This is a genomic window from Scytonema sp. PCC 10023, assembly GCF_963920835.1.
Classification (GTDB): domain Bacteria; phylum Cyanobacteriota; class Cyanobacteriia; order Cyanobacteriales; family Nostocaceae; genus Kalymmatonema.
In genome coordinates this window covers 1-22,750 of sequence record NZ_CAWUDP010000078.1, presented here as the reverse complement: position 1 = coordinate 22,750, position 22,750 = coordinate 1, and the positions used below count along the sequence as shown (strand labels likewise).

Here is a 22,750-nt window from a genome sequence, read left to right as displayed (position 1 = left end):
ATCTGTTTTAGCTTCCAAGGGGCATGAGCGTCAAAAAATACCGCAACCGACAGGCTAATGCTTGCGAGCAAGGGTTTCTAAGAGCCAATAGGAGCATGGCAACCTTAAAAGTGCTTGTTAAAAATCATATTCAATTCTTAAGTACGCAAAATCAACACTTTTGACTATTTTTTGAGTAGCACCTGAGTAGCACCCGTTAAAGCAATCCCTTGACATCACCTCGAAACCTTGCCTTATCAATCGGTACAGTTTTATATTTCGGCTACATATAACCTGTATTTGAATAACTCCAGCCTTCTGTTGGTTCAAAGTCGAGTTTTCCTGTACAGGTTAATTCAGCAACTTTCTCATGTGTCCAAGGAACAGAAGGATTCTCACAAACAGCAGGCAAATAATCTTCAAGATTCGTGTAACTCGGTATTCCACTTGTATGATTTAGCAACCGACGCAAGGTAACACTATCTTGAAATGGCATCTGGGGTAACCATTTCGTAAGTGGATCATCTAAATCTAACAAGTTATCCTGAGCTAAACGCAATAAGCAAACGGAAACAAAAGTTTTGGTAATGCTGTAAATGTAAAATGAGCGATTAACGCCAAGAGCTTGCTTTGCATCAAGATCTGAGAAACCACTGCTTCCTAACCAGACTCCATGTTTCTCATCATTGATAGCCACATTCACACCCATGCAGCCTGTGAAGTGAAGGGATTGGTTGAGCTGCGCCTGTAAAGTATCTTCTAACCTACTATCCATATATAGGACTCCTGTGCAGATTTTTGAACGACACGCTTGCGGAGGGCAGTGCGAACGCAAAACCCGGATGTAGTCGGCAAAATACGGTAAGCACTGCCCACCCTACAATACTTAAGATTTTTCATAAATCCTGCGCGGATTGGTATAGTGAGGAGATGCCTTTTGATTTGCCATAAGTTTACATTTCTCTAAAAGCGGGTATCTACCTACTTATATTGGGTAAATCACCTACTGAATTTGACTGCCACTTTCTATAGTCTAAAGAATAAGTTTTTAATCTTTGCCGAATAGAAAAACTTTGATTCGGCAGAATATTGGGCATATTCTCTAAAAAAAACTCCCCAGAGTTTAACCACCACATTCTTGAAGAGGTTGAGCTTACCAATGCCTCTTCTTACTGTTTGGTTGACATCTCAATTCTCAGCTTAAAGCCTTGATTTCATCCCTTAGGGGAATGTAGGTAGCCCCATCAAGATAATTGCGGAGAACTGCCATGAATTTAGCACAAATCATTAAAAAGGAGCCAATGGAAAAGGGCTGGTGGCTAGAAATTGTCTCCTCTCAGCCCTGCTGTACCTACTACTTTGGGCCTTTCGAGAGTGCTCAGCAAGCTATTCTTGACCAAGATGGCTACATTGAGGATCTCGTAAACGAAGGAGCACAAGGAATTACTGTTCAGATTCAATGGTGCAAGCCAAAGGAACTCACTATTTGCCCAAAGGATGAATTGGCAGAGAGTTTTCAAATGTGAGGAGAGTTTAATTACCTAGCAACGACCCCAAAAGTTGAGCCATAGTCAGTAACTCGATTAAGGTGGGCAAAGTTTTAGGAGTCGGTGACAAGACATCACACAACAAAAAACTAGATACAAAACAGGAGAAAACTATGACGCTTTCAAGAATCGAAGACTTTGAAGCAAGTTCCCGTCGCTCTTTTAGAGAGCATAAGCTCATGCAGTTTGAGGTCTACACCGTTCAAGACGAAAAGGCGGGAGAAGTGGTGGAAATCTTAGTCGATGAAGCCGGGCATTCCCAGTACCTGGTTGTCTCACTCAATGACGAAATGACTGGTAAGCAGGTACTACTGCCATATAGTGAAGCTCAGGTTGACCAAACGACAAGACGCGTCTACGTTAGTAGACTTAACAAAGGACAAGTCGCTGAGTTGATGGCTTACAACTCAACTGACAACAACAACATGGTCTGCAGCTTGAACGAGGAAGTAGCTTCTTCTTCGTATCCCTTGTAAAACGCACAAAGCTATATTTGTCAATACTTTCTGAAAATTTTGCACTACCCTAACACTTATCGGATAATCGCAGGCAGACAAAATGTCAGCGATTTTTTTGCGAATTAGTTGCAAGTCATATTCATACCGACTATGATTTAGATAAGGTAGATTCAGTGGACAACCCAAAGTATGGAGAGCCTTGTTATCGGTGCAGTTGCTAGTTTAGGTGCAGGACTTGCTACAGTTCTCGGTGCCTTGCCGATTTTACTGCCAATAAATCTCACGCAACGTGTGCAGGGAATCATGCTGGGGTTTGGTGGGGGAGTGATGTTAGCGGCGACATCGTTTTCGTTAGTTGTGCCTGGTACAGAAGCAGCGATCGCCCAAGGTTACTCCAAAGCAATTGCAGCCTTAATTATTGTCATCGGGATTTTGCTTGGGGGAGTATTTCTGCAACTGGCACATAAGTTATTACCGCACGAACACTTCTTCAAGGAGGAAGAAAGCGTTCGTGGCAGTAATCTAAAACGAATTTGGCTATTTATTGCCGCAATTACCATTCACAACTTCCCCGAAGGATTAGCTGTAGGAGTGAATTTTGGCAATAATAATATTAGCGATGGAATTCCCGTTGCTTTAGGTATTGGTTTGCAAAATATTCCTGAAGGTTTAGTCGTAGCATTAGCTTTGGTAGGTGAGAAATATTCACGAGGTTATGCTTTGTGGATTTCGCTGCTGACGGGTTTAGTTGAACCAATTGGCGGTGTGATTGGTGCTGGTGTGGTGAGTATTGCTAATTTCATATTGCCTTGGGCGATGGCATTTGCAGCAGGAGCAATGTTGTTTGTCATCAGTGATGAAATTATCCCAGAATCTCATCGCAAAGGCTTAGAAAAAGAAGGAACTATAGGTGTCATGTTTGGCTTTGTAGTCATGATGTTTTTGGATATTGCTTTAGGATAATTCCTGGTACTTATCGTTACCAGGCTGAGCCTGGTACTTATCGTTACCAGGCTCAGCCTGGTAACGCATTCCCTGAGGCTCCGCCTCACATTCTCCATAAGTTTTTTGTCCATAAGTTTTTTGACTGTCTTTTGAGGAAAGGCAGAGCCTCAAACAATAATCATTCCCTGGCAGAGCCAGGGAACGAGAAACAGAGCCAGGGAACGAGAAATCACTCTATATTTTGAAACCAAAAGGAGCAAAATATGAACTTGATTCGCTTTGAACACATCAACATTTCTTGCAAAAATATTGAAGCAACTAAGAAATTTTACCAAACCCTATTTCCTGATTGGTATGTACGCGCCGAAGGAGTATTCGAGGGTAGACGCTGGATGCATTTGGGAAATAACCAATTTTATCTAGCTCTCAACGATGAAAGTAACCAAGAGCGCGTGCATACGCCCTACGAAAGTATTGGCATAAATCATGTTGGCTTTGTGATTAAAGACGGCGAAGCCATGAAAAAATTGCTTGATGCCGAGAGCATTGAATATTACACAATGACAGCGGCTGAAACAAAGCACAGAATTTATGTCAATGACCCAGATGGTAATGAGATGGAGTTGGTTGAATATAACCCTGAGTACGCACTGAAATAATGGCTTGTAGTGGGCGCTGAAGCGCCTACTACTATTACCCAATAGGAGAATAAACAATGACTACAACACAAAAAGTAGCTGTAGTAACCGGTGCAAATCGCGGTATGGGATTTGAAGCTTGTCGTCAGTTGGCTAAAAAGGGATATCAGGTGGTTCTCACCAGTCGAGATGAAGCAAAAGGCAAAGCTGCTGCCGAAAAGTTACAAGCTGAAGGTTTGAATGTCATTTTTCATCCCCTTGATGTCACTAATGATGAAAGCAGTCAGAAATTAGCTGAATTTATTCGTGAGCAGTTTGGCAAACTCGATGTCTTAGTGAATAATGCAGCCATATACATCGATTCTCAAACAGGTGGAAACAGTGTGTTTGATGCCAAAATTGACACTCTGCGGCAAACGATGGAAACAAATGTTTACGGTGTTTTGCGAGTGACTCAAGCGTTGATTGGGTTGATGCAAAAACAAAATTATGGACGGATAGTGAATGTTTCTTCTGGTTCGGGACAATTGACTGATATGGGAAGCGGTATTCCTACGTATCGCATTTCCAAAACCGCTTTGAATGCCTTAACGCGGATTCTTGCGAACGAATTACAAGGCAAAAATATATTAGTGAATTCCGTTTGTCCTGGTTGGGTGAAAACTGATATGGGTGGTCCAAATGCACCCCGTACACCAGAACAAGGAGTCGATACGATTGTGTGGCTGGCAACTCTTCCTGATGGAAGTGCAACGGGTGGATTCTTCCGCGATCGCCAACCAATTGATTGGTAATAAAGGAGCAGAACATGAGCAGATTACAAGGAAAGTATGCCTTAATCACAGGGGCATCACAAGGATTAGGAAGGCAACTCGCGATTGATTTTGCTCAAGAAGGAGCAGCAGGAATATCGATTGTGGCGCGTAATGTTGAGTGGCTGAATCAAGTGCGTAAAGATATTCAGGAAATCGCGCCCAAAACACAAGTTCTCATCATTGGCGCTGATTTAACTAAGCACGAAGATATCGAGCGTGTTGTTGCGACAACTTTATGCGAATTCAACGGTCATCTCGACATTTTAGTGAATAATGCATCGAGCATTGGTCCTTCTCCGATGCCTTACTTGCTCGACTACCCACTTGAGGATTTTCGTAACGTTATCAACACCAATTTAATCGCCCCATTTTTACTTATTAAAAAGGCATTACCAGCGATGATTGAAAATGGCGGTTCCATTATCAACGTCACGAGTGATGCAGGGGTCAATGGTTACCCTGGTTGGGGCGCTTATGGCATCTCGAAATTCGGTATTGAAGGGATGTCCCAGACATGGGCGGCGGAACTTGAAAACAGCGGTGTGCGTGTCAATTGGGTAGATCCAGGTGATATGAATACCGCCATGCATCGTGCAGCGGAACCAGAGGAAGATCCTACCCAATGGGCAAATCCAGCAGATGTGACGGAAGTATTCATCTTCTTAGCTTCGGATGAATCACGCCACGTCAACGGGCAAAGATTTCAAGCTCAGGAAGAAAATTGGGGTCAGCAAACAGAAGAACCAGCGCTCGTTTAAATCGGTAACAAGTAAGTAGTGAGCGCTTAAGCGCTTACTACAACAAAATTAGTAATACTCATCAGTCATCTATCTAAAGTAGTGTTTTTTATAATCAAAAGTACTATTTTAAAAAAGTAATGATTCATACAACAATACTGTTGGTAAATGTTATATGTTAACAAAACCCTTTACTTTTACACTTCCGGCGGAGCTTTCCGCAAAAGAACCACCAGAGCGTAGGGGAATTGCCCGTGATCAAGTGCGATTGATGGTCATAAACCGTAATGACTATAGAGTCGAACATACCTATTTCAATAGCATTGGTGAGTTCCTCCGCCCTGGTGATTTATTAGTCTTTAATACCAGTCGTACCCTTCCGGCTTCTCTTGATGGCTGTGAGATACCGAAAGGACAATGTATGGAAATCCGCTTAGCGCAGCATCTACCGGATGATTCTTGGCTTGCTTTACCTTTATGCCAGCAACAACCCACCTGTAGCTTGCAAACAGGAACGCAGATTCACTTTGGTCAAGGGTTAACTGCCAATATAAAGAATCGCGACACCCATATTCCGCAACTGTGGAAAATACGCTTCTCAAAATCAGGAACTGAGTTGATGGACACACTCTATCGCTTAGGGCGTCCGATTCGTTATGAATATGTTTCAGAACCTTGGGATTTAGACTACTATCAAACTGTCTACGCCAAAGAACCAGGTTCCGCAGAGATGCCATCAGCAGGACGAGCTTTTACATGGAAGCTACTTTTTGATTTAAAGCGCCGTGGGGTGGAAACAGCACACATCGTACTACATACGGGTTTATCTTCTTATATGGATGATGAACTCGACGCACAGCATCTCGCTTCAGAAGAAGAATATTCTATCAGTGAAGCAGCAGCACAGAAGATTAACCATACCCATGAAAAAGGAGGACGAGTCATTGCAGTTGGGACTACTGTAGTTCGGGCTTTGGAATCTGTTGCAGATGCGAATGGCAGAGTACAATCCCAGCATGGCTACACGCGATTACGTATTACTGCTGAGCATAAACTTAAAACAGTGGATGGTTTGCTAACTGGCTTGCATGAACCAGAAGCCAGCCACCTCGACTTGCTGACTGCGTTTCTTCCGGGACAGCAAATTAAGCAAGCTTATGAGGATGCGGTGCAGCGAGGTTACTTGTGGCATGAGTTTGGAGATTTGAATCTGATTTTATAAGGGGTAGGCTGAAAACCCTGTGGCTTTAGCCCAGGGATGAAAGCCACGATGCAGGATTTACCCTGCCGTAATGTTTTCTTTTTTAGGTTCTGGCAGAGAATCAATCCATTCATCAATCATACTGCTGATAGTTCGGTCTAACTCGGCTGATAATAAGACTAGCTTATGATATCTGCGGTCAGTTAGCCTTACGTTTAATCTTTTAGTTTTCATAACGGAGTTTATTGGCGTTACATTAATAATAGTATAAAATTAGTTAGTTAAATGAAGAAGGTGATAACGCAGTGCTTGTATTAGAGTACAAAGTTAAAGGTAAGCGTCAACAATATCAGGCTATTAACGAGGCTATTAGAACTACACAGTTCATTAGAAATAAAGCGATTCGCTATTGGATGGACGCACCCAAGGAAGTGAAAGTAGACAAGATTGCTTTGAACAACTATTCAACAGCGCTGCGTAAAGAATTTGGATTTGTTAAAGACTTAAATTCAATGGCAAGGCACGGCTGCAACAGAAAGAGCATGGTTAGCTATTGCCCGATTCTATGATAATTGCAAGTCTAACAAACCTGGTAAAAAAGGCTTTCCTCGCTTTCAAAAAGACAACCGTTCTGTTGAGTATAAGACTAGTGGGTGGTCATTGCATCCTACAAAACGACGCATCACTTTTACTGATAAAAAAGATATAGGTGAAGTTAAAGTGTTAGGAAAGTGGGATATTCACACCTATCCTGTCAAGTCCATTAAACGAGTTCGATTAGTTAAAAAAGCTGACGGATATTACTGTCAATTTGCAGTTGACATTGATGTAAAACCTGAATTCAGAACGGGTAATGGTGAATTAGGTCTAGACGTTGGGTTAGAGTTTTTCTACTCTGATTCCAACGGGCATCATGAAGAGAATCCTAGATTCTTGAGAAAAGCCGAGAAAGCAATTAAACACGCTCAACGTCAGATATATAAAAAAGAAAAAGGAAAGAATCAACGACGGAAAGCAAAACGAAGATATGCAAAAAAGCATTTAAGAGTAAATAGGCAACGGAATGAACACGCGCTTGAGAATAGCGCGTAACGTATGCAAAGCTAACGCTGTCTTTCGCCTATGTAGACGCGAAGCGGCGTGCCGCAGGCTAAACTTGAATGTCAAAGGCATGGTAAAAAATCATTGTCTTGCCAAGTCCATTAATGATGTGGCTTGGAGTCTATTTCGTCGTTGGTTGGAGTATTTTGCTACCAAGTTCAATACTCAAGTTGTTGCCGTCAATCCTAGAATGACTTCTCAAAAGTGTTCGGGTTGTGGTGCAATTGTGAAAAAATCTCTTTCGACCCGTACCCATAAGTGTAGCTGTGGATGTGAGTTGCAAAGAGACGTGAACGCAGCGATAAATATTCTAAATCTTGGAAAACAAGCGTGAGTGTTGGGCAATCCCGAAGTAACGCTACAGGAGTCGGAACCTCTACTCTGCTTGGGGAAACCCTGGTAGAGCAAGTACTGACGATGAATGTAGAATCCCCTGGCTATCAAAACTTTGCTGTCGCTCGTTTTGATGTAAAGCCAGGGGAGTGTCAAACTAGCAGTAAAAATCCATCGCCCCCAGTCCTCGATCGAGTACTCTTTTCACCCCTATGACAATATCCTTGCAGCATTTATTTGAAGCCATCAATCAGGTGAAAGATGAACCAGATCTGCGATTCGGCGAAGCCGACGCTTTGCGATCGCACTTCGCACCAAAGCAAGAGCGAGTATTTTGCCGCCAAGCGATCGGGAATCTTCTTTTTCGACCAGCTTTTCGGCGTTGGCGCAGCCTCTCCTTTGGAGAATCGCAAGCTGCAAAATATCCTGAATGTTGCATTGTCGATCGAACGTAATCCTGTAGCCCGTTACATCGCCGAGCGTCATACTCCGGTTCACGAAGGATTAGTCACCTCCCCGAAAGCTTGGGCAATCATTTGTCCTCGTCCCGACCATTGGCATGTGATGGCAGGACCAATTCTCGATCGCGGTAAATTAGTGGGTGCGGTAGGCTGCACTCGTGACAAGTCGATGCCTGCCTTTGACAGCCAAAATCTCGCGGATTTGAGTGCCGTCTGTTTACACTTATCGGTTTGGACGACCACCCTGCGATTGACGCAGAGCGCAACTTCAACAGAACAGCACTACCCGTTTCGCACCGATCGCTTAACGCCTCGTGAACGGCAAATTGCTGACTTAGTTGCGTTGGGGCAAACTAATGCAGAAATCGGAAATGAACTTTGGATTACTGAAAATTCTGTCAAGCAGGCGTTGAAGCGCATGTTCCGTAAATTGAAGGTTTCGTCTCGTACAGAAATGATTGCACAGATTGCCGCGACACAACACCATTTTCCAGGTGCAAAGCTATCTTCATCTAACTTGATGCTGGACACCCACCAGTAGCCTTCCGCTTGCGTCTTCACCGACCAACCAGCAGCATAACGTTCTGGCTGAGCGGCGGCAAGTAATTTTTGCAATATTACCAAGATCTTCTAACAGTCCGCTCCAGCCAGGTTGTTCGACGGCGCTTCTCAGGTTAAACGTCTCTTTACCCACCGCTCAACTTCATCCACGCTTTCGTCAACTGTCAATTTGGATGTGTCGACCAACGTCATCGGCTTAAGCGTGTTTTGCCCATCACGCTTAAGCCAACGATTATAAATTAAGTGAGGCTCGATAATTTCCTCATTAGAAAACTTGCGCCTGCTGTCTAATGGCAAGTCGATGAACCAAGAATCCTCGCCCTTATAGGGCGGGGAGTGTCAAAATTACAAGCCATATGCGACGACTTAGACTAGTTAATTAAGTGCTTCCAACCCCAAATAGTTCTTCCAATAATTCACTTGCTTGTTCTAGAGAGTTCAATACTCTGTAAACCAAACTTTTTATTTGAGCAGATGGCTGTTCTAGATCAGGAACCATAATAGTACACATTCCAGCTGACGAGGCTCCCTGGACACCGACATATGAGTCCTCAAAAACCACACACTCTTGAGGAGCAACACCAATTCTGCGACTGACTTCTAGAAAAATATCAGGAGCAGGCTTACCTTGGGCGACATCTTCGCTTGTAACAATTGTTGCAAAGTATTGATAAATACCAGCGCTGGTCAAACGTCGAATTGTTCTGACTAAAGATGTCCCAGTTGCCAAGCCAAGAATGACTCCAAGCGTACTTAGCTGATTTAACAATTCTAATGCACCTGGTTTTACAGGAAGACCTTGTTGCATTTCTCGAGAATCACCGATTTCAATGCGTTGGGCTGTAACAGACTCAAAAGGAAAGCTTTCGCCATATCTTCTTTTAAGAATCTTTTCCCGCCATGACAAGTCTCGACCGACGAACTCTTTGTATAAGTCGTTGAATAAATCATCGCTCATCTCATAGCCATGATTTTCTAGAGCTTTCTTCCAAGCCCAGCGAGCAATCCTTTCTGTGTCAAAAAGCAGACCATCCATGTCAAAAATTGCGGCTTTGAAATATTGCGACATATTGAGTTTGTCAATGAAAGTGTGGCAACACCTAACTGTCTATTTTGCTTGTAACCTTGAGCAGCAGTCCACTGTTTATCGCCTGGTTTTAGAGGATTAAGCAGTGCTTGCATGAAAAATTCAAACAATGCAGTCGCCTGGGTGGGGATTTACCAAGAAAGCTACCTCACTGTTCTTGCGTCTACGTTTTACATACAACTTCAATCAGACATTTCCAGATTAAATTTAAAATGTAGAGCTTTGTAACCCAAAATCCGTGCTTTCATCTCAGTTACCGACGATTAACGCCCTGAAACAACCCACCAGTTCCGCTTGGGTGGAACAAGCAATATCTAACTTAGATATTATTCTGCTCGACCACTCCCACTGCGAACGCAAAGCAGCTAGTGCGGCGTTAAACTTTATGTTTCGCTACCCTTCTAATACCAAAATGGTGCGGGAACTCACCAAAATCGCCCGCGAAGAACTAGAACACTTTGAACTCGTCAATCAATGGCTGGAACGCCGGAATATCCCCCTTGCTAACCTACAGCCGCCTCCTTACGGTGCTGGTTTAAAAGCACAAGTTCGCCCCAAAGAACCAGAGCGGTTTTTAGATTCTTTGCTCGTCACGGGTTTAATTGAAGCTCGCAGTCACGAACGCTTGCGATTGTTAGCAATTCACTGCCCTGAGGCAGAATTAGCGAAATTTTATCACAGCTTGATGGCATCTGAGGCGCGGCACTATGGTACATACTGGGTTCTTGCTGATACTTACTTTGACCGTGAAATTGTTATGCAACGACTGGATGAGTTGGCAGTTGCCGAAAGTGAGTTGTTAGCAAGTTTGCACCCAGAACCCCGTATCCATAGCTAAAAGTACCAGGGGAGAGACAGCTTGATGATTACTGGTATTAATCATATCAATCTATCTGTCAAAAACTTGGAAGAATCTTTCCAGTTTTACCAAGAAGTTTTAGGCTTTCAAGCGATAGCAAAATGGAAAAAAGGCGCTTACTTTCTTGCGGGGGATTTGTGGTTTTGCATCTTTGAGGATGAAAACACCAGAGATGCTCCCCTCAAAGAGTATACCCATATTGCTTTCACGGTTTCTGAACAAGATTTTGCAAAAATCAGTGACCGGATTAGAAAGTCACAAGCCAAAATTTGGCAGGAAAATACCAGTGAAGGTGCATCTGTTTACTTTACTGACCCGAATCATCATAAACTAGAGATTCACGCTTCCGATTTGGCAACACGAATTAAGACAGCAAAGGAAAATCCTTATGAGGGGATGGAGTTCTTTGTCTAGAGGTTCCGATACTGTTATTGGGAATGAAAAGTTACTATCGAGATTTTTTGATTCGTGACTGGGAACAGAGCGATCGCACTCCAGCGGCTGAAATTATCCGGTCTGTACTATCAGAATACGGTCTGGGTTGGGAGCCAGAAGGAGCAGACCGAGATGTGCTGCAAGTGGAAGAATACTACTTAGCAACTCGGGGAGAGTTTTGGGTAATCGAATACCAAAACCAACTTGTGGGTACTGGGGCATATTACCCGATCACAGGAGGGCAAAAAGCCGTAGAAATACGCAAAATGTATCTTTTACCCAGCGTTAGGGGTTTAGGATTGGGGAAATATTTGCTACAAGAGTTAGAAGCAGCGATTGCCTTTTATAGCTTATTTAATAGCGCAGCGCCAGAGGCGAACGCATCCCGTGGTTTTCAGCAAATTTGGATTGAAACCGCCAGTGTTTTGACCGAAGCAGTCAAGCTGTATGAAAGCAACGGGTATCAAAAAGCAACAGGTGTAGAAACCGCTCGTTGCGATAGAGTGTATGTCAAAGTTCTCTATTAGACTTGCACTAGTCAAAGAAAGGAGAAAATGAAACCACAGATGTAGGCGTAAGCCGTGCCGTAGGCTACACAGATGCACACAGATAATTAACTAGTGTAAATCTCGTGTGTATCTGTGGTTCTAAATATCGATTGATCACACTTTTGCAAGCTTTTGCAAGAAATCTATTAAAAAAGCCTGGTTTCCCAGGCTTTTCATCAGTCAACACGATTCAAGGTCAATCTAAGGCGTGGGATTGATCCCTGTTATTTAAGAACTTGCCAGGAAGTTCGGTAGAGGATTGCCACCGTTACGACCAACAGCGGGAATTTCCAACAGAACATCCGTGGCTTGCGTGACACCGTTCTGTGTTTGAACACTGGGGTCGATGGTGACGGAGTTCTGGTTTCCTGGATGTCCGTTAGGAACGAACAGTTGCGGGTGGTCGAAGGGCGCTCTTTGATTGCGGACTCGCTCATCAGTCAGCGCTTTCAAAAAGGCAACGAGATCCTGTTTATCCTGTGATGACAGGTTCAACACTCGCAAACCGCCAAAGTCCCCGCCCCTGCTGTAAAAATCAACCACTTGCTCCAGAGTCGCCTGACCTCCATTGTGGAAGTAGGGGGCAGTGAGTTCCACATTGCGGAGTCCCGGTGTCTTGAACGCTCCGTCTGCAACCACCGTTTCACTAGAAGTCAGCGGCGGATTGAGCGTAGGGGGGTCTTCGCCTAGGAGCTGCTTAAATTTCCCCTGCTGAGCTAGCCGCACCTCGGAGAGCGGATTGCCCAACGGATTTCCTGACTCATCTTTATCATTCCTATCAAGATTACCCAAACCGGGGTCTTCGCTGGAGGGTCTGACACCAATGCTGAAGAAGCCAGTGTCTTCGGCGAGCCCACCAGCTTGCACAGGCGCACGTGAGATTCGTCCCCTTTGAGTTAGGGTACTTACTGAAGCGGCGGTCAATTCCGATCCTGCGTGGCAGCCAATACACCCACCCTTGTTCCGATCCTGGAAAATGTCCCATCCCTTCTTTTGCTGATCAGTCAAGGCGCTAGTGTTGCCGGCTAAGAACTGGTCAAATGGTGTATCAGCAGACACCAATGTTGATTCGTATGCCTGAATTGCCAACCCAAAGAACAGCGAGAAGTTGTACTCCATCTGCGTGTATTCGATAGTGCTCAAGCGGCGCTTCGGCTTACGGAGGAAGGTTCGCTCGCCGGTTTGTGGATCAACTCGGATGACCACATTTGATCGCCACCACTCCGGTTGGAAGGCGTCTTGGATCAACGCCTCGTAGGACTTTCTCAGACCAAGTCTTGGCGAATTACGCGACGATCTGCTTAAAGGACCTAAAACGCTATCATCATAAGCCACAATCTGCTTAGCAAGCGGCTGCAGGGCAAGTAGCTTCTTACCGAGTTTTCTACCAAACCTTTTCAAAGGCGTGGGACTTGATGGCGAAGGTTGTTGCGTTGAGGAGCTAGCGCTGTCGGTAGTGCTTTGACTGTTTTGGGACGCCTGCGAATCAGGGTTATTCTCAACCGTCTGACCTTGGGCGTTGGTCACGCTAACCGTATCGTTTGCTTCGGACTCCTCAACCCGAAACGGTGAGATGATAGTGGTGTTTTCAAATGCCGTCTCGAAGGCATTAAGCGGCGGTCCTACCGCCTGTGAAGCTAGAGAGGAATTATTGAGACTAACTTGCACATCTTCCAGCCGCCTCGGGCTGGTTGCTTTCAAAACAAAAGCATTGGGGTCTCTCAACCCTAAGGGATTCACCCCGTTGAAGGTGTTCTGAGCCAGTCCGTCCCAGAAGTTACGAAAGTTAAACACTGCGTTGATCACCGTCGGGGAATTTCGGGGCGTCACGCGACGTACGTTTGTGCCATTGACATTGAAGACTTCATCCTTCAAAGGCGTCACTTTGTCCTTGTCACTTCCAGGAACAACGTCAACGAATTCTGACCTAAACACTCCCTGCGAGCCGGTGACGTCATTACTGTCGGACACAACAGTTGATAATCTGTTATTCGGGTCTGCCAGCTTATGGAATGGGTAATCTGCTGCCGTTAGCTGGTAGTTCGGACCGCCTCCTGTAGTGAAAGTTGTTTCCAAAAGACCTGGGCTGATCTGGTTCTTGGATCTGTTGTCAGCTCCGGCATGAAAGTGACAGCTGGCACAGGACTGGATGCCATCGCTGCCAAGCTGCATATCCCAGAAAAGAGATTTTCCTAGGGCGATCGCAGCCTTTTCGTCCTTTACGAAATCTCCTAAATTCTTTGGTTTTGGAACCTCTATCTGCGAGAGCGGAGGTGGTGGACTACTGACCTGCGCCGATACACTATGTCCGGCTAAAATTGCAGCCATCACTAGTGCAGCAATTGTCGTGCCCTTTTTGATTTGTGTGCTCTTAGACAATTTGGATGCCAGGTGGGTCAGTCCTCTTAACATCCCTGCTGTCCAGATAGCGATCATTTGTATTACTTCTAACAGCCTTGATAGCAGATGGATAAAAGGGAAAGCAGAATGATCCCTTCTCCTAGTTGCCTTTTGGGTGTCTTTCGACTCCTCTAACTCAGGCAAGCCGCTATGGCTATTTTTTCTAGCATGGCTCATTTGTTTTTCTGTTTTTCTGGTTTTTTGCCAAAATTTGAGTCAATTTATGCTAGAAGTCTGTTGCAACAATCTGTGCTGCTTTAAACAGGGTTTCTAGAACCATTATCAAGCCATAGGAAACAAACTATGGCTCTACTTATTTTTCTGGTTCAGGTAGAAAATTTACGCAAAGTATAAATTATTTATTACAAAAATTTACACTTATAAATTTTGATTCAAGTATCACTTACAGTAGAAGGGAGTTGTTCACCCTAGATGAAAAACTGGACTCAAAATTTTAAAGGCTTACTCAACCTTTTTCTACAATTGATTCGTGACTGGGAACAGAGCGATTGCACAGGTGCCACGCCTTACGGCGATCGCGCTCCAGTGGCTGAAATTATCCGGTCTGTACTATCAGAATACGGTCTGAGTTGGGAGCCAGAAGGAGCAGACCGAGATGTCCTGCAAGTGGAAGAATACTACTTAGCAACTGGGGGAGAGTTTTGGGTAATCGAATACCAAAACCAACTTGTGGGTACTGGGGCATATTACCCGATCACAGGAGGGCAAAAAGCCGTAGAAATACGCAAAATGTATCTTTTACCCAGCGTTAGGGGTTTAGGGCTAGGGAAATATTTGCTACAACAGTTAGAAGCAGCGATTGTAGCTCGTGGTTTTCAGCAAATTTGGATTGAAACCGCCAGTGTTTTGACCGAAGCAGTCAAGCTGTATGAAAGCAACGGGTATCAAAGGGCAACAGGTGTAGAAACCGCTCGTTGCGATAGAGTGTATGTCAAAGTTCTCTACTAGACTTGCACAAGTCAAAGAAAGGAGAAAATCAAACCACAGATTAACACAGATGGACACAGATAATTAACTAGTGTAAATCTCGTGTCCATCTGTGGTTCTAAATATCCATTGAACATACTTTTGCAAGAAATCTATTAAAAAAGCCTGGGAAACCAGGCTTTTCATGAGTTAGCACAATACAAGGTCAATATAAGGGGTGGGATTGATCCCTGTCATTTAAGAAGTTGCTAGGAAGTTCGGCAGAGGATTGCCACCGTTACGACCGACAGCAGGAATTTCCAACAGAGCATCCGTCGCTTGCGTGACACCGTCTTGTGTTTGGACACTAGGGTCGTTGGTGACGGAGTTTTGGTTTCCTGGATGTCCGTTAGGAACGAACAGTTGCGGGTGGTCGAAGGGCGCTTTTTGATTGCGGACTCGCTCATCAGTCAGCGCTTTCAAAAAGGCAACTAGATCCTGTTTTTCGTCGGCTGTCAGCTTCAACACTGGCAAACCTCCAAAGTCCCCGCCCCGATTGTAAAAATCAACCACTTGTTCCAGCGTCGCCTGACCACCGTTATGGAAGTAGGGGGCAGTGAGTTCGACATTGCGGAGTCCGGGTGTTTTAAACGCTCCGTCTGCAACCACCGTTTCATTGGGATCAAGCGGGGGATTGAGCGTAGGGGGGTCTTCGCCGAGGAGCTGCTTAAATTTCCCCTGCTGGGCTAGCCGGACTTCCGACAGGGGATTGCCTTGACCATTACCATCCAAACCGTCATTACCACCCAAACCGGGGTCTTCGCTGGCAGGTCTGACGCCGATGCTGAAGAAGCCAGTGTCTTCAGGACGCCCACCAGCCCGCACAGGCGCACGTGAGATTCGTCCCCTTTGAGTTACGGTACTTACTGAAGCGGCGGTCAATTCCGATCCTGCGTGGCAGCCAATGCACAGACCCTTGTTTTGGAAAATGTTCCACCCCTTCTTTTGCTGATCAGTCAGGGCGCTTGGCTTGTCGGCTAAGAACTGGTCAAATGGTGTATCAGCAGAAACCAATGTTGACTCGTAGGCCTGAACTGCCAGCCCAAAGAACAGCGAGAAGTTGTACTCCGCTAGCGTGAATTCGTTGGTGTTCAACTTGCCTCTCTTGCGCGAGAAGGTTCGCCTACCGGTTTGTGGGTTGATTTTGATAATGATATCTGAATCCCACCACTCCGGCTTGAAGGCATCTTGGATCAACGCCTCGTAGGACTTTTTCAGACCTGGTTTAGACGAATAGGCGCTGGAGTTGCTTAAAGAACCTAAAACACTGTCATCATAAGCTACAATCTGCTTGGCAAGAGGCGTCAAGGCAAGAAACTTCTTACCGAGCTTCCTACCCACCCTTCTGAAACGCTTATTATTTGACCCAGGAGATAGTCGCTTTGCGTCCTCATCGCTGTTGGTAGTGTTTTCCAAGACCTCCGCATCAACGGTATTGTTAACAGTCTGACCTTGGGTGTTGAACACCTTAACAGTAGTATCGTTTGTTCCAGATAACTCAATTCTCAACGGCGTGGTGACATTGGTCACTTCAGCTGCCGTCTCCAAGGAACTCTCCGGTGGTCCCACCGCCTGTGAAGCCAGTGAGGAATTATTGAGCCTGACTGGCACATCTTCCAGCCGCTTCCGGTTAGTTGCTTTCAAAACATAAGCATTAGGGTCTCTCAACCCCAAGGGATTTACCCCGTTGAAGGTATTTTGAGCCAGTCCGTCCCAGAAGTTGCGAAAGTTGAACACTGCGTTGATCACCGTCGGTGAATTGCGAGCCGTCACCTGACGTACGTTCGTGCCATTCACATTGAAGACTTCATCCTTCAAAGGCGTCACTTTGTCCTTGTCACTGCCAGGATTGACGTCAACAAATTTTGCCCTGAAGACCCCCTGCGAACCAGCAACATCATTATTGTCAGAGACAACAAGCGAGGATCTGTCATCTGAGTTTGTCAGCTGATGAAATGGGTAATCTGCTGCCGTCAGCTGGTAGTTCGGACCTTTTCCCGGGGTGAAAGTCTTATCAATGAAACCTGGGCTGATTTGGTTCTTGGATCTGCTGTCTGCTCCAGCATGAAAGTGACAACTGGCACAAGACTGGATGCCATCGCTGCCAAGCTGCATATCCCAGAAAAGAGACTTTCCTAAGGCGATCGCAGCCTTTTCGTCCTTTACGAAATCTCCTAAATTCTTTGGTTTTGGAACCTCTATGTTCGAGAGCGCAGGTGGTCCATTAACCTGCGCTGATACACTATGTCCGGCTAAGATTGCAGCCATCACTAGTGCAGCAATTGTCGTGCTCCTTTTTATTTGTTTGCTTTTAAACAAATTGGATACTAAGTGGGTCAGTCCTTTTAGTATCCCCATTGCCCAAATGGCAATCATTTGTATTCTTTGTAAAAGCCTTGATAGCACATACATAAACGGGAAAGCAGAATGATCGCTTTTCCTAGTTGCCTTTTCGGTGTCTTTCGACTCCTCTAACTCAGGCAAGCCGCTATAGCTACTTTTTCTAGCATGGCTCATTTGTTTTTCTGTTTTTCTGGTTTTTTGCCAAAATTTGAGTCAATTTATGCTAGAAGTCTGTTGCAACAATCTGTGCTGCTTTAAACAGGGTTTCTAGAATCTAATTGAAGCCATACGAAATAAAATATGGCTTCAGTTATTTTTCAGGTTTCTTCAGCGATTTTACGCAAAATATAAATTATTTTATACAATTTTTACAATTGTCCACTTTTATACAAAGTATCGGTAAAGTAGAAGGTAGTCATTGACTTTAAATGAAAAACTGGACTCAAAATTTTAAAGGCTTACTCAACCTTTTTCTACAATCCAACTGCCCCCTTTGCCAACGTCCGACGTCCCAGGACTTGTGTCAAAACTGTGCCAGACAGTTGCAAAAATGTCACCTAAAAGACCCAAGATCTCTGTGGAAAGACCCCCTACCAGTATTTGCTTGGGGGAGATATGGCGGTATCCTTAAACGGGCGATCGCTGCAATGAAATACGAAAACCAGCCCCAACTTGCTCGTCCTTTGGGTCAATGCTTAGGAGAAGCATGGCTATTGCATTCGCCCGTTGACGAGCAGAAGATTGTGGTTGTTCCTATCCCACTCCACCCTAATAAGCAAAAAGACCGGGGATATAACCAAGCTGGATTGATAGCGCAAAGTTTTTGCGAAACAACTGGATTAAAATTGAAACAAAATGGTTTGACAAGAGTGCGAGCGACTGAAGCGCAATATTCTTTATCAGCAAGAGAGCGAGCCAAAAATTTAACTGAAGCTTTTGGAATAGGCAAAGATTTTCGTCGCCCTCCAGAAGTTCCGGTGCTTTTGGTCGATGACATTTACACAACGGGTGCGACTGCTATGTCTGCTATGCAAACACTCAATCAAGCTGGAATGAAAGTTGTAGGGTTAGCAGCATCTGCTATTACCTTAGGAGTAGCGCAGAAATAAGTTACCTATTTCCAGCTACTAAAGGAGCATTTCAAGCATTTTGGGGTATAATCCTATAATTCCATTCGCCATGAAAATCAAGCTTTTCCAGGTTGATATTTTCTAGCTCAGAATCACTTACTTTTTTCCCCGTTGCATACTTGACATCTCACTGCACACTTACCTTACTTTGTCAATTTATCAGGTAAGTTATTTTTGCGCGAGTCCTTAAAGGTGTAGGAGCGCAAAGCCCTATCGTGATAAGTAAGTTACTATGTAGGTATTATTTTTTTGAATGCCGCGTGAATTATTACCCCCTACGGTGTCCCTGCATAGGCAAATTCTGCTTAAGAAAACTATAATTAACCAGATGACTCTGTTTTTGTGGGAATAGGCTTTGGAATGATAAATAAGGGTTTGGCGGTGGGATTGAAACAAGTCACAATCATTCCTGCCACGTTACTAGCAATTGGTATAGGTACAACAGCAGCATTCGCTCAAGCCAATAAATTTTATAATCCACTTTCTATACCTGTCGGTAATGAAATTACTGATACACTCTCTGACAAAGACATTCCCACAGGTCAAGGCGGATTTGCCCGTGATTACATGGTGAAGTTGAATAAGGGCGATAATCTGGCGGTTGATCTGGTATCTGACAGTTTTGACTGTATCATCACACTGCTGGGACCCAATGGAACAACATTGGCGGAAAATGACGATGGTCCTGATGGTACCAGCAATTCCCTACTTTTTACCCGAATCACGGAAACAGGTAATTACGTCATTCGCGTCCGGTCTTTTGGAGAAACTGGCGTTGGAGCTTTTAAACTTAAGGTGACACGGCTACAGGCAGTTAAATAAAATTATGAATTCTAAAAAAGAACTCAGGATTCAGAACTCAGTCGTCAGAATAGTAAAAAGCGCATTTATTTATGGGGATACCCAACTGTGTTCTGCGTTCTTCTTAAGAAATTTTTTTATGATTTACAGATTTTCCAAAGCAGTTAGTACACAAAGCAATAAAGCTTCAGTCCACTCAACGACTGCGCCATAGGTATCTCCTGTATGTCCACCTAATTTATGGTTAAACCAAGCACCAGTTAGAGTGGCGATCGCACTTCCAGCGAGTATCATTCCCAAGGCGAAAAACAAACTTTTGTCTAGCAGTATTTGTAAACCACTCAAACTCATCATCAATAACAGCCCTGGTAGCAAATCTTTGTAGGAACGAATCGCTTGTTTGTGAAGTGCGCCTTTGCCTGTTGGTTTTAGGTATTGGTATTGGGCGATCGCCACTTGTTGACCCCAACGTCCCCACCCACAAGCAACCATCAAAACCAACCAACGGTATTTCTCTAAATCCGTCAAAGCCGCTGTTTTCATTAATACTAAGGCAATTGCTGCCATTGCTCCAAACGCACCTGTAGCACTATCTGCCATCACCTCTAGTCGTCGCTTTGGATCACCCACTGCCAAACCATCCGCAGTATCCATTGCTCCATCTAAGTGTAGCCCACCAGTAATGGCAATCCAAAGACACACCACCAAAACGCTACGGGTTAGCGTTGGCACACCAAAATAATTCATACTGATATCAAAAAACCCTAAAATTCCTCCAATGATTAACCCTATTTGCGGGGCAAACCGCGCCACTTTCCTGAAGTCTAACCCGTTTACATAAGGTAGGGGAATGCTAGTATAGAATATAAGAGATGCTGCTATATCTAACAGCAGTTGTTTCCACCAGTGAAAGCGATAAGTCATATTTTTGACCAAGAGACGACGCACAACTCAGTTGCCAGAACTCAGAAGGATAAAAAAGTTTAGATATCAGGATTCAACATGAGTTCTGTGGATATGAAGTGCGAAGTAGGACGGTACAAGCCCCACCAAATCTTGAATTTGGTGGTCAACAATGAGTAGCCGATCCCAATCCCCCACTGATTGCATTCTGAGTTCTGCGTTCTGCGTTCTGAGTTCTTCTTTAAATAAATTAACAATTCCCTGTCTTTGCCAATTAAGGAATAACACTGACAATTGAGCGATATACAGAGGCATTAATTTTTAAAGCTTTAAATAAGATTTCCATTTATGAGAAACTTATCTGAAAAATTTTGTTATTCTTATCTCAGTATAAAAAGTTAAAAAGTTTGTATAGGATTAACACTTTTATGCTGGGGTTAGGCAGTCAAAATTTAGTTCACTGGCAGTTTAGCAGTGCTGTTTCTTAAAAACCAGTTATGACAGCTTTTGAGTTATTCGCTCTACAGAGTTGATATTTGATTAAAATGTAGGGGACAAAAAAGCTGTTGTTTTGACTGCTTTACTGTGTTATATCTCACCTACCCTCTTGAAGTTGTTTAATTATGAGCCATCATCTACCTCACGCAAAGATACCAGCCCCGTGCATTATCAGTACAGGTGTGGTTGTAAATAAGCTTGATATGCGGCGATTGCTGACGGATTTAGGTCGTGTACGCTACATCTACACTTACGCAGGTAAGTTGCAGAGCGAGGGTGAAGGGGATGTTATGGAAGTATTTGCCAATCCACAACGTTCTACCCTAGTCGCAAATCATGCTCTTTACCTGAATGTTCACAGTTTTGATTACTTGGAACTGAAACAGTCTTCAGAAAAACAAACTTACTTTGACCTAGTGCAAGAAGGCGTGTGTCTGCGACTGATTCCTCTGTCAACTCCCTTGCAAGAGCGACAACAACGTTGCTTGAATGTCAACGATATAGAAGTGATGATGGAGCAGGTACTATCAGCAAAATGGGATGCAGAATTTGACGACGATAATTCCGATTTACTCTAAAGCTCCATCAGCTATCAGCATTTCATTTATCAGCTTTTTGAGCATTCTTTAGTAAAAAACCTCTTTATACAGCTAAATTAGGATAACCAGTTAGCTAAAAAGCTGACGTTGAGGAGCTTTTCGCCTGGGCGGGTTCGCCTTTGAGGCGAGGAGCGTTGCTGAATGTTTGATAAAGGTTAATTGTCTCTTGAAAGCAAAATTTTCTTTTCAACGTCTGACCAGCTGTAGCCAAACGAAAGCTAGAGCCGGGATTTTTTTTACCCCTCATGGTCCGGTGGAAACCCCACGATTTATGCCGGTGGGGACGCTAGCAAATGTCAAAACTCTCACTCCTGCGCAACTGCGCGATACACAAGCACAAATGATATTGTGCAATACTTATCATTTGCACCTCCAACCAGGTGAAGGAATTGTGGCTGGAGGTGGAGGACTGCACAAATTTATGGGCTGGAATGGTCCGATTCTTACTGACTCTGGTGGGTTTCAGGTCTTCAGCTTAAGCGAAATGCGAAAAATCAGTGAAGAGGGTGTCACGTTTCGCTCACCCCATGATGGTCAAATTATTAATTTAACACCAGAACGCTCGATTGAGATTCAGAATATTTTAGGGGCGGATGTCATCATGGCGTTTGATGAGTGTCCGCCATACCCAGCGAGTCGAGAAGATGTGGAAGCAGCAACGCTGAGGACTTACCGTTGGTTAGAACGTTGTATCGCGGCACATAACCGCAGTGACCAGGCATTGTTTGGTATTGTACAGGGAGGTGTGCATCTCGATTTGCGCTCCTCTGCGGCTGTTGCTTTAGCACAGTTGGATCTGCCCGGATATGCTATTGGTGGTGTGAGTGTGGGCGAACCGCCAGAACTGATTGCAAAAATTGTGGAAGCGACAGCACCGCTACTACCACCAGAAAAGCCACGTTACTTGATGGGTGTAGGGACTTATCGAGAGATGGCGATCGCGATCGCTTCAGGTGTCGATTTATTTGACTGCGTGATACCCACCCGCTGGGCGAGACATGGTACGGCGATGGTACAAGGCGAACGGTGGAACTTAAAGAATGCACAGTTTCGTGAAGATTTTACGCCTTTAGATGAAACTTGTCCTTGCTATACTTGTCAAAATTTTAGCCGTGCATATTTGTCTCATTTGGTGCGATCGCAAGAAATTTTGGCTTACACTTTGTTAAGCATTCACAACATCACCGAACTCATTCGCTTTACTCAAAGGATACGAGAGGCAATATTAGAAGATCGATTTGCCACAGAATTTGCCCAATGGCTGACTCCCACACCGGAATCAGGTGAAACAGTGAGCAGGAATTCTTTATAATTGTTTGGGCAAAGATGAGAGCTTGTCCTAAGTAGCCGATAACCTAGACAAGCTTAGTCATCTACTGACAGC

22 protein-coding genes and 3 pseudogenes are annotated in these 22,750 nt (G+C 44.4%); 17 read left to right on the top strand and 8 right to left on the bottom strand.

Annotation, left to right across the window (positions count from 1 at the left end):
- Window positions 1–262: 262 nt before the first annotated feature.
- On the bottom strand, window positions 263–754 hold the full coding sequence (locus ACM0OZ_RS34835) for a serine hydrolase domain-containing protein (RefSeq protein ID WP_414587402.1): 492 nt from the start codon (window positions 752–754) through the stop codon (window positions 263–265).
- 493 nt (window positions 755–1,247) lie between these two features.
- On the opposite strand from ACM0OZ_RS34835, the gene ACM0OZ_RS34830 reads away from it, so the two are divergent.
- The 7 genes from ACM0OZ_RS34830 (at window position 1,248) to ACM0OZ_RS34800 (ending at window position 6,341) form a co-directional block, all read left to right on the top strand.
- Window positions 1,248–1,505, top strand: a complete 258-nt coding sequence (locus ACM0OZ_RS34830) for a DUF1816 domain-containing protein (protein WP_414587401.1) — start codon at window positions 1,248–1,250, stop codon at window positions 1,503–1,505.
- A 134-nt stretch (window positions 1,506–1,639) separates the two neighbouring features.
- On the top strand, window positions 1,640–2,002 hold the full coding sequence (locus tag ACM0OZ_RS34825) for a PRC-barrel domain-containing protein (protein ID WP_414587400.1): 363 nt from the start codon (window positions 1,640–1,642) through the stop codon (window positions 2,000–2,002).
- Window positions 2,003–2,173: 171 nt separating this feature from the next.
- Window positions 2,174–2,947, top strand: a complete 774-nt coding sequence (locus tag ACM0OZ_RS34820) for a ZIP family metal transporter (RefSeq protein ID WP_414587399.1) — start codon at window positions 2,174–2,176, stop codon at window positions 2,945–2,947.
- A 245-nt stretch (window positions 2,948–3,192) separates the two neighbouring features.
- The gene (locus ACM0OZ_RS34815; RefSeq protein ID WP_414587398.1) at window positions 3,193–3,588 is read left to right on the top strand and encodes a VOC family protein; all 396 of its coding nucleotides are present in this window, start codon (window positions 3,193–3,195) and stop codon (window positions 3,586–3,588) included.
- A gap of 56 nt (window positions 3,589–3,644) precedes the next feature.
- Complete coding sequence (locus tag ACM0OZ_RS34810) at window positions 3,645–4,361, top strand: SDR family oxidoreductase (RefSeq protein WP_414587397.1); 717 nt, start codon at window positions 3,645–3,647, stop codon at window positions 4,359–4,361.
- 14 nt (window positions 4,362–4,375) lie between these two features.
- Entirely contained in the window at window positions 4,376–5,140 is a 765-nt protein-coding gene (locus ACM0OZ_RS34805; RefSeq protein WP_414587396.1) for an SDR family NAD(P)-dependent oxidoreductase, read from the top strand.
- 154 nt (window positions 5,141–5,294) lie between these two features.
- Entirely contained in the window at window positions 5,295–6,341 is a 1,047-nt protein-coding gene (locus tag ACM0OZ_RS34800) for an S-adenosylmethionine:tRNA ribosyltransferase-isomerase (RefSeq protein WP_414587395.1), read from the top strand.
- A gap of 57 nt (window positions 6,342–6,398) precedes the next feature.
- Here ACM0OZ_RS34800 and ACM0OZ_RS34795 read toward each other — a convergent pair whose 3' ends face one another.
- On the bottom strand, window positions 6,399–6,554 hold the full coding sequence (locus tag ACM0OZ_RS34795) for a hypothetical protein (RefSeq protein WP_198940828.1): 156 nt from the start codon (window positions 6,552–6,554) through the stop codon (window positions 6,399–6,401).
- Window positions 6,555–6,625: 71 nt separating this feature from the next.
- On the opposite strand from ACM0OZ_RS34795, the pseudogene ACM0OZ_RS34790 reads away from it, so the two are divergent.
- Both ACM0OZ_RS34790 and ACM0OZ_RS34785 read left to right on the top strand, forming a co-directional pair.
- Window positions 6,626–7,838: pseudogene (locus ACM0OZ_RS34790) on the top strand (RNA-guided endonuclease InsQ/TnpB family protein); the annotation flags it as partial.
- A gap of 128 nt (window positions 7,839–7,966) precedes the next feature.
- A pseudogene (locus ACM0OZ_RS34785) lies at window positions 7,967–8,756 on the top strand (LuxR C-terminal-related transcriptional regulator).
- A gap of 399 nt (window positions 8,757–9,155) precedes the next feature.
- Here ACM0OZ_RS34785 and ACM0OZ_RS34780 read toward each other — a convergent pair.
- Window positions 9,156–9,845 carry an HAD family hydrolase gene (locus ACM0OZ_RS34780; RefSeq protein WP_414587394.1) on the bottom strand — a complete coding sequence of 230 codons (690 nt, stop codon included), beginning with the start codon at window positions 9,843–9,845 and terminating at the stop codon, window positions 9,156–9,158.
- A gap of 256 nt (window positions 9,846–10,101) precedes the next feature.
- Between ACM0OZ_RS34780 and ACM0OZ_RS34775 the strand changes: the two genes are divergently transcribed.
- Genes ACM0OZ_RS34775 through ACM0OZ_RS34765 form a run of 3 tightly spaced genes read left to right on the top strand, consistent with a single transcriptional unit; the run spans window position 10,102 to window position 11,684 of the window.
- Window positions 10,102–10,701: a tRNA-(ms[2]io[6]A)-hydroxylase gene (locus ACM0OZ_RS34775; RefSeq protein WP_414587393.1), complete on the top strand. Its 600-nt coding sequence runs from the start codon at window positions 10,102–10,104 to the stop codon at window positions 10,699–10,701.
- 24 nt (window positions 10,702–10,725) lie between these two features.
- Window positions 10,726–11,136 (top strand): VOC family protein, encoded by a 411-nt coding sequence (locus tag ACM0OZ_RS34770; RefSeq protein ID WP_414587392.1) that lies wholly within the window; start codon window positions 10,726–10,728, stop codon window positions 11,134–11,136.
- Window positions 11,137–11,159: 23 nt separating this feature from the next.
- A complete protein-coding gene (locus ACM0OZ_RS34765; RefSeq protein WP_414587391.1) occupies window positions 11,160–11,684 on the top strand; it encodes a GNAT family N-acetyltransferase in 525 nt (174 codons plus the stop codon).
- A 249-nt stretch (window positions 11,685–11,933) separates the two neighbouring features.
- On the opposite strand, the gene ACM0OZ_RS34760 is transcribed toward ACM0OZ_RS34765, so the two are convergent.
- A complete protein-coding gene (locus ACM0OZ_RS34760) occupies window positions 11,934–14,282 on the bottom strand; it encodes a cytochrome-c peroxidase (RefSeq protein WP_414587390.1) in 2,349 nt (782 codons plus the stop codon).
- Window positions 14,283–14,537: 255 nt separating this feature from the next.
- Between ACM0OZ_RS34760 and ACM0OZ_RS34755 the strand changes: the two genes are divergently transcribed.
- Complete coding sequence (locus ACM0OZ_RS34755) at window positions 14,538–15,074, top strand: GNAT family N-acetyltransferase (protein WP_414587389.1); 537 nt, start codon at window positions 14,538–14,540, stop codon at window positions 15,072–15,074.
- 216 nt (window positions 15,075–15,290) lie between these two features.
- Here the strand turns inward: ACM0OZ_RS34755 and ACM0OZ_RS34750 are convergent, their stop codons facing one another.
- Window positions 15,291–17,609, bottom strand: coding sequence for a cytochrome-c peroxidase (locus ACM0OZ_RS34750; protein ID WP_414587388.1), 2,319 nt, complete (start codon window positions 17,607–17,609; stop codon window positions 15,291–15,293).
- Window positions 17,610–17,863: 254 nt separating this feature from the next.
- Here ACM0OZ_RS34750 and ACM0OZ_RS34745 point away from each other — a divergent pair, with 254 nt between their 5' ends.
- The gene (locus tag ACM0OZ_RS34745) at window positions 17,864–18,544 is read left to right on the top strand and encodes a ComF family protein (RefSeq protein WP_414587387.1); all 681 of its coding nucleotides are present in this window, start codon (window positions 17,864–17,866) and stop codon (window positions 18,542–18,544) included.
- A 31-nt stretch (window positions 18,545–18,575) separates the two neighbouring features.
- On the opposite strand, the pseudogene ACM0OZ_RS34740 reads toward ACM0OZ_RS34745, so the two are convergent.
- Window positions 18,576–18,683 (bottom strand): annotated as a pseudogene (locus ACM0OZ_RS34740) (ISAzo13-like element transposase-related protein); the annotation flags it as partial.
- A 242-nt stretch (window positions 18,684–18,925) separates the two neighbouring features.
- Between ACM0OZ_RS34740 and ACM0OZ_RS34735 the strand changes: the two are divergent.
- A complete protein-coding gene (locus tag ACM0OZ_RS34735; RefSeq protein ID WP_041033895.1) occupies window positions 18,926–19,387 on the top strand; it encodes a PPC domain-containing protein in 462 nt (153 codons plus the stop codon).
- A 123-nt stretch (window positions 19,388–19,510) separates the two neighbouring features.
- On the opposite strand, the gene cobS is transcribed toward ACM0OZ_RS34735, so the two are convergent.
- Both cobS and ACM0OZ_RS34725 read right to left on the bottom strand, forming a co-directional pair.
- The gene (cobS, locus tag ACM0OZ_RS34730) at window positions 19,511–20,290 is read right to left on the bottom strand and encodes an adenosylcobinamide-GDP ribazoletransferase (protein ID WP_414587386.1); all 780 of its coding nucleotides are present in this window, start codon (window positions 20,288–20,290) and stop codon (window positions 19,511–19,513) included.
- A gap of 66 nt (window positions 20,291–20,356) precedes the next feature.
- Window positions 20,357–20,584, bottom strand: coding sequence for a hypothetical protein (locus ACM0OZ_RS34725; protein ID WP_414587385.1), 228 nt, complete (start codon window positions 20,582–20,584; stop codon window positions 20,357–20,359).
- 308 nt (window positions 20,585–20,892) lie between these two features.
- Here ACM0OZ_RS34725 and ACM0OZ_RS34720 point away from each other — a divergent pair, with 308 nt between their 5' ends.
- A complete protein-coding gene (locus ACM0OZ_RS34720; protein WP_414587384.1) occupies window positions 20,893–21,345 on the top strand; it encodes a hypothetical protein in 453 nt (150 codons plus the stop codon).
- Window positions 21,346–21,532: 187 nt separating this feature from the next.
- A complete protein-coding gene (tgt, locus tag ACM0OZ_RS34715) occupies window positions 21,533–22,678 on the top strand; it encodes a tRNA guanosine(34) transglycosylase Tgt (RefSeq protein ID WP_414587383.1) in 1,146 nt (381 codons plus the stop codon).
- Window positions 22,679–22,750: the final 72 nt, after the last annotated feature.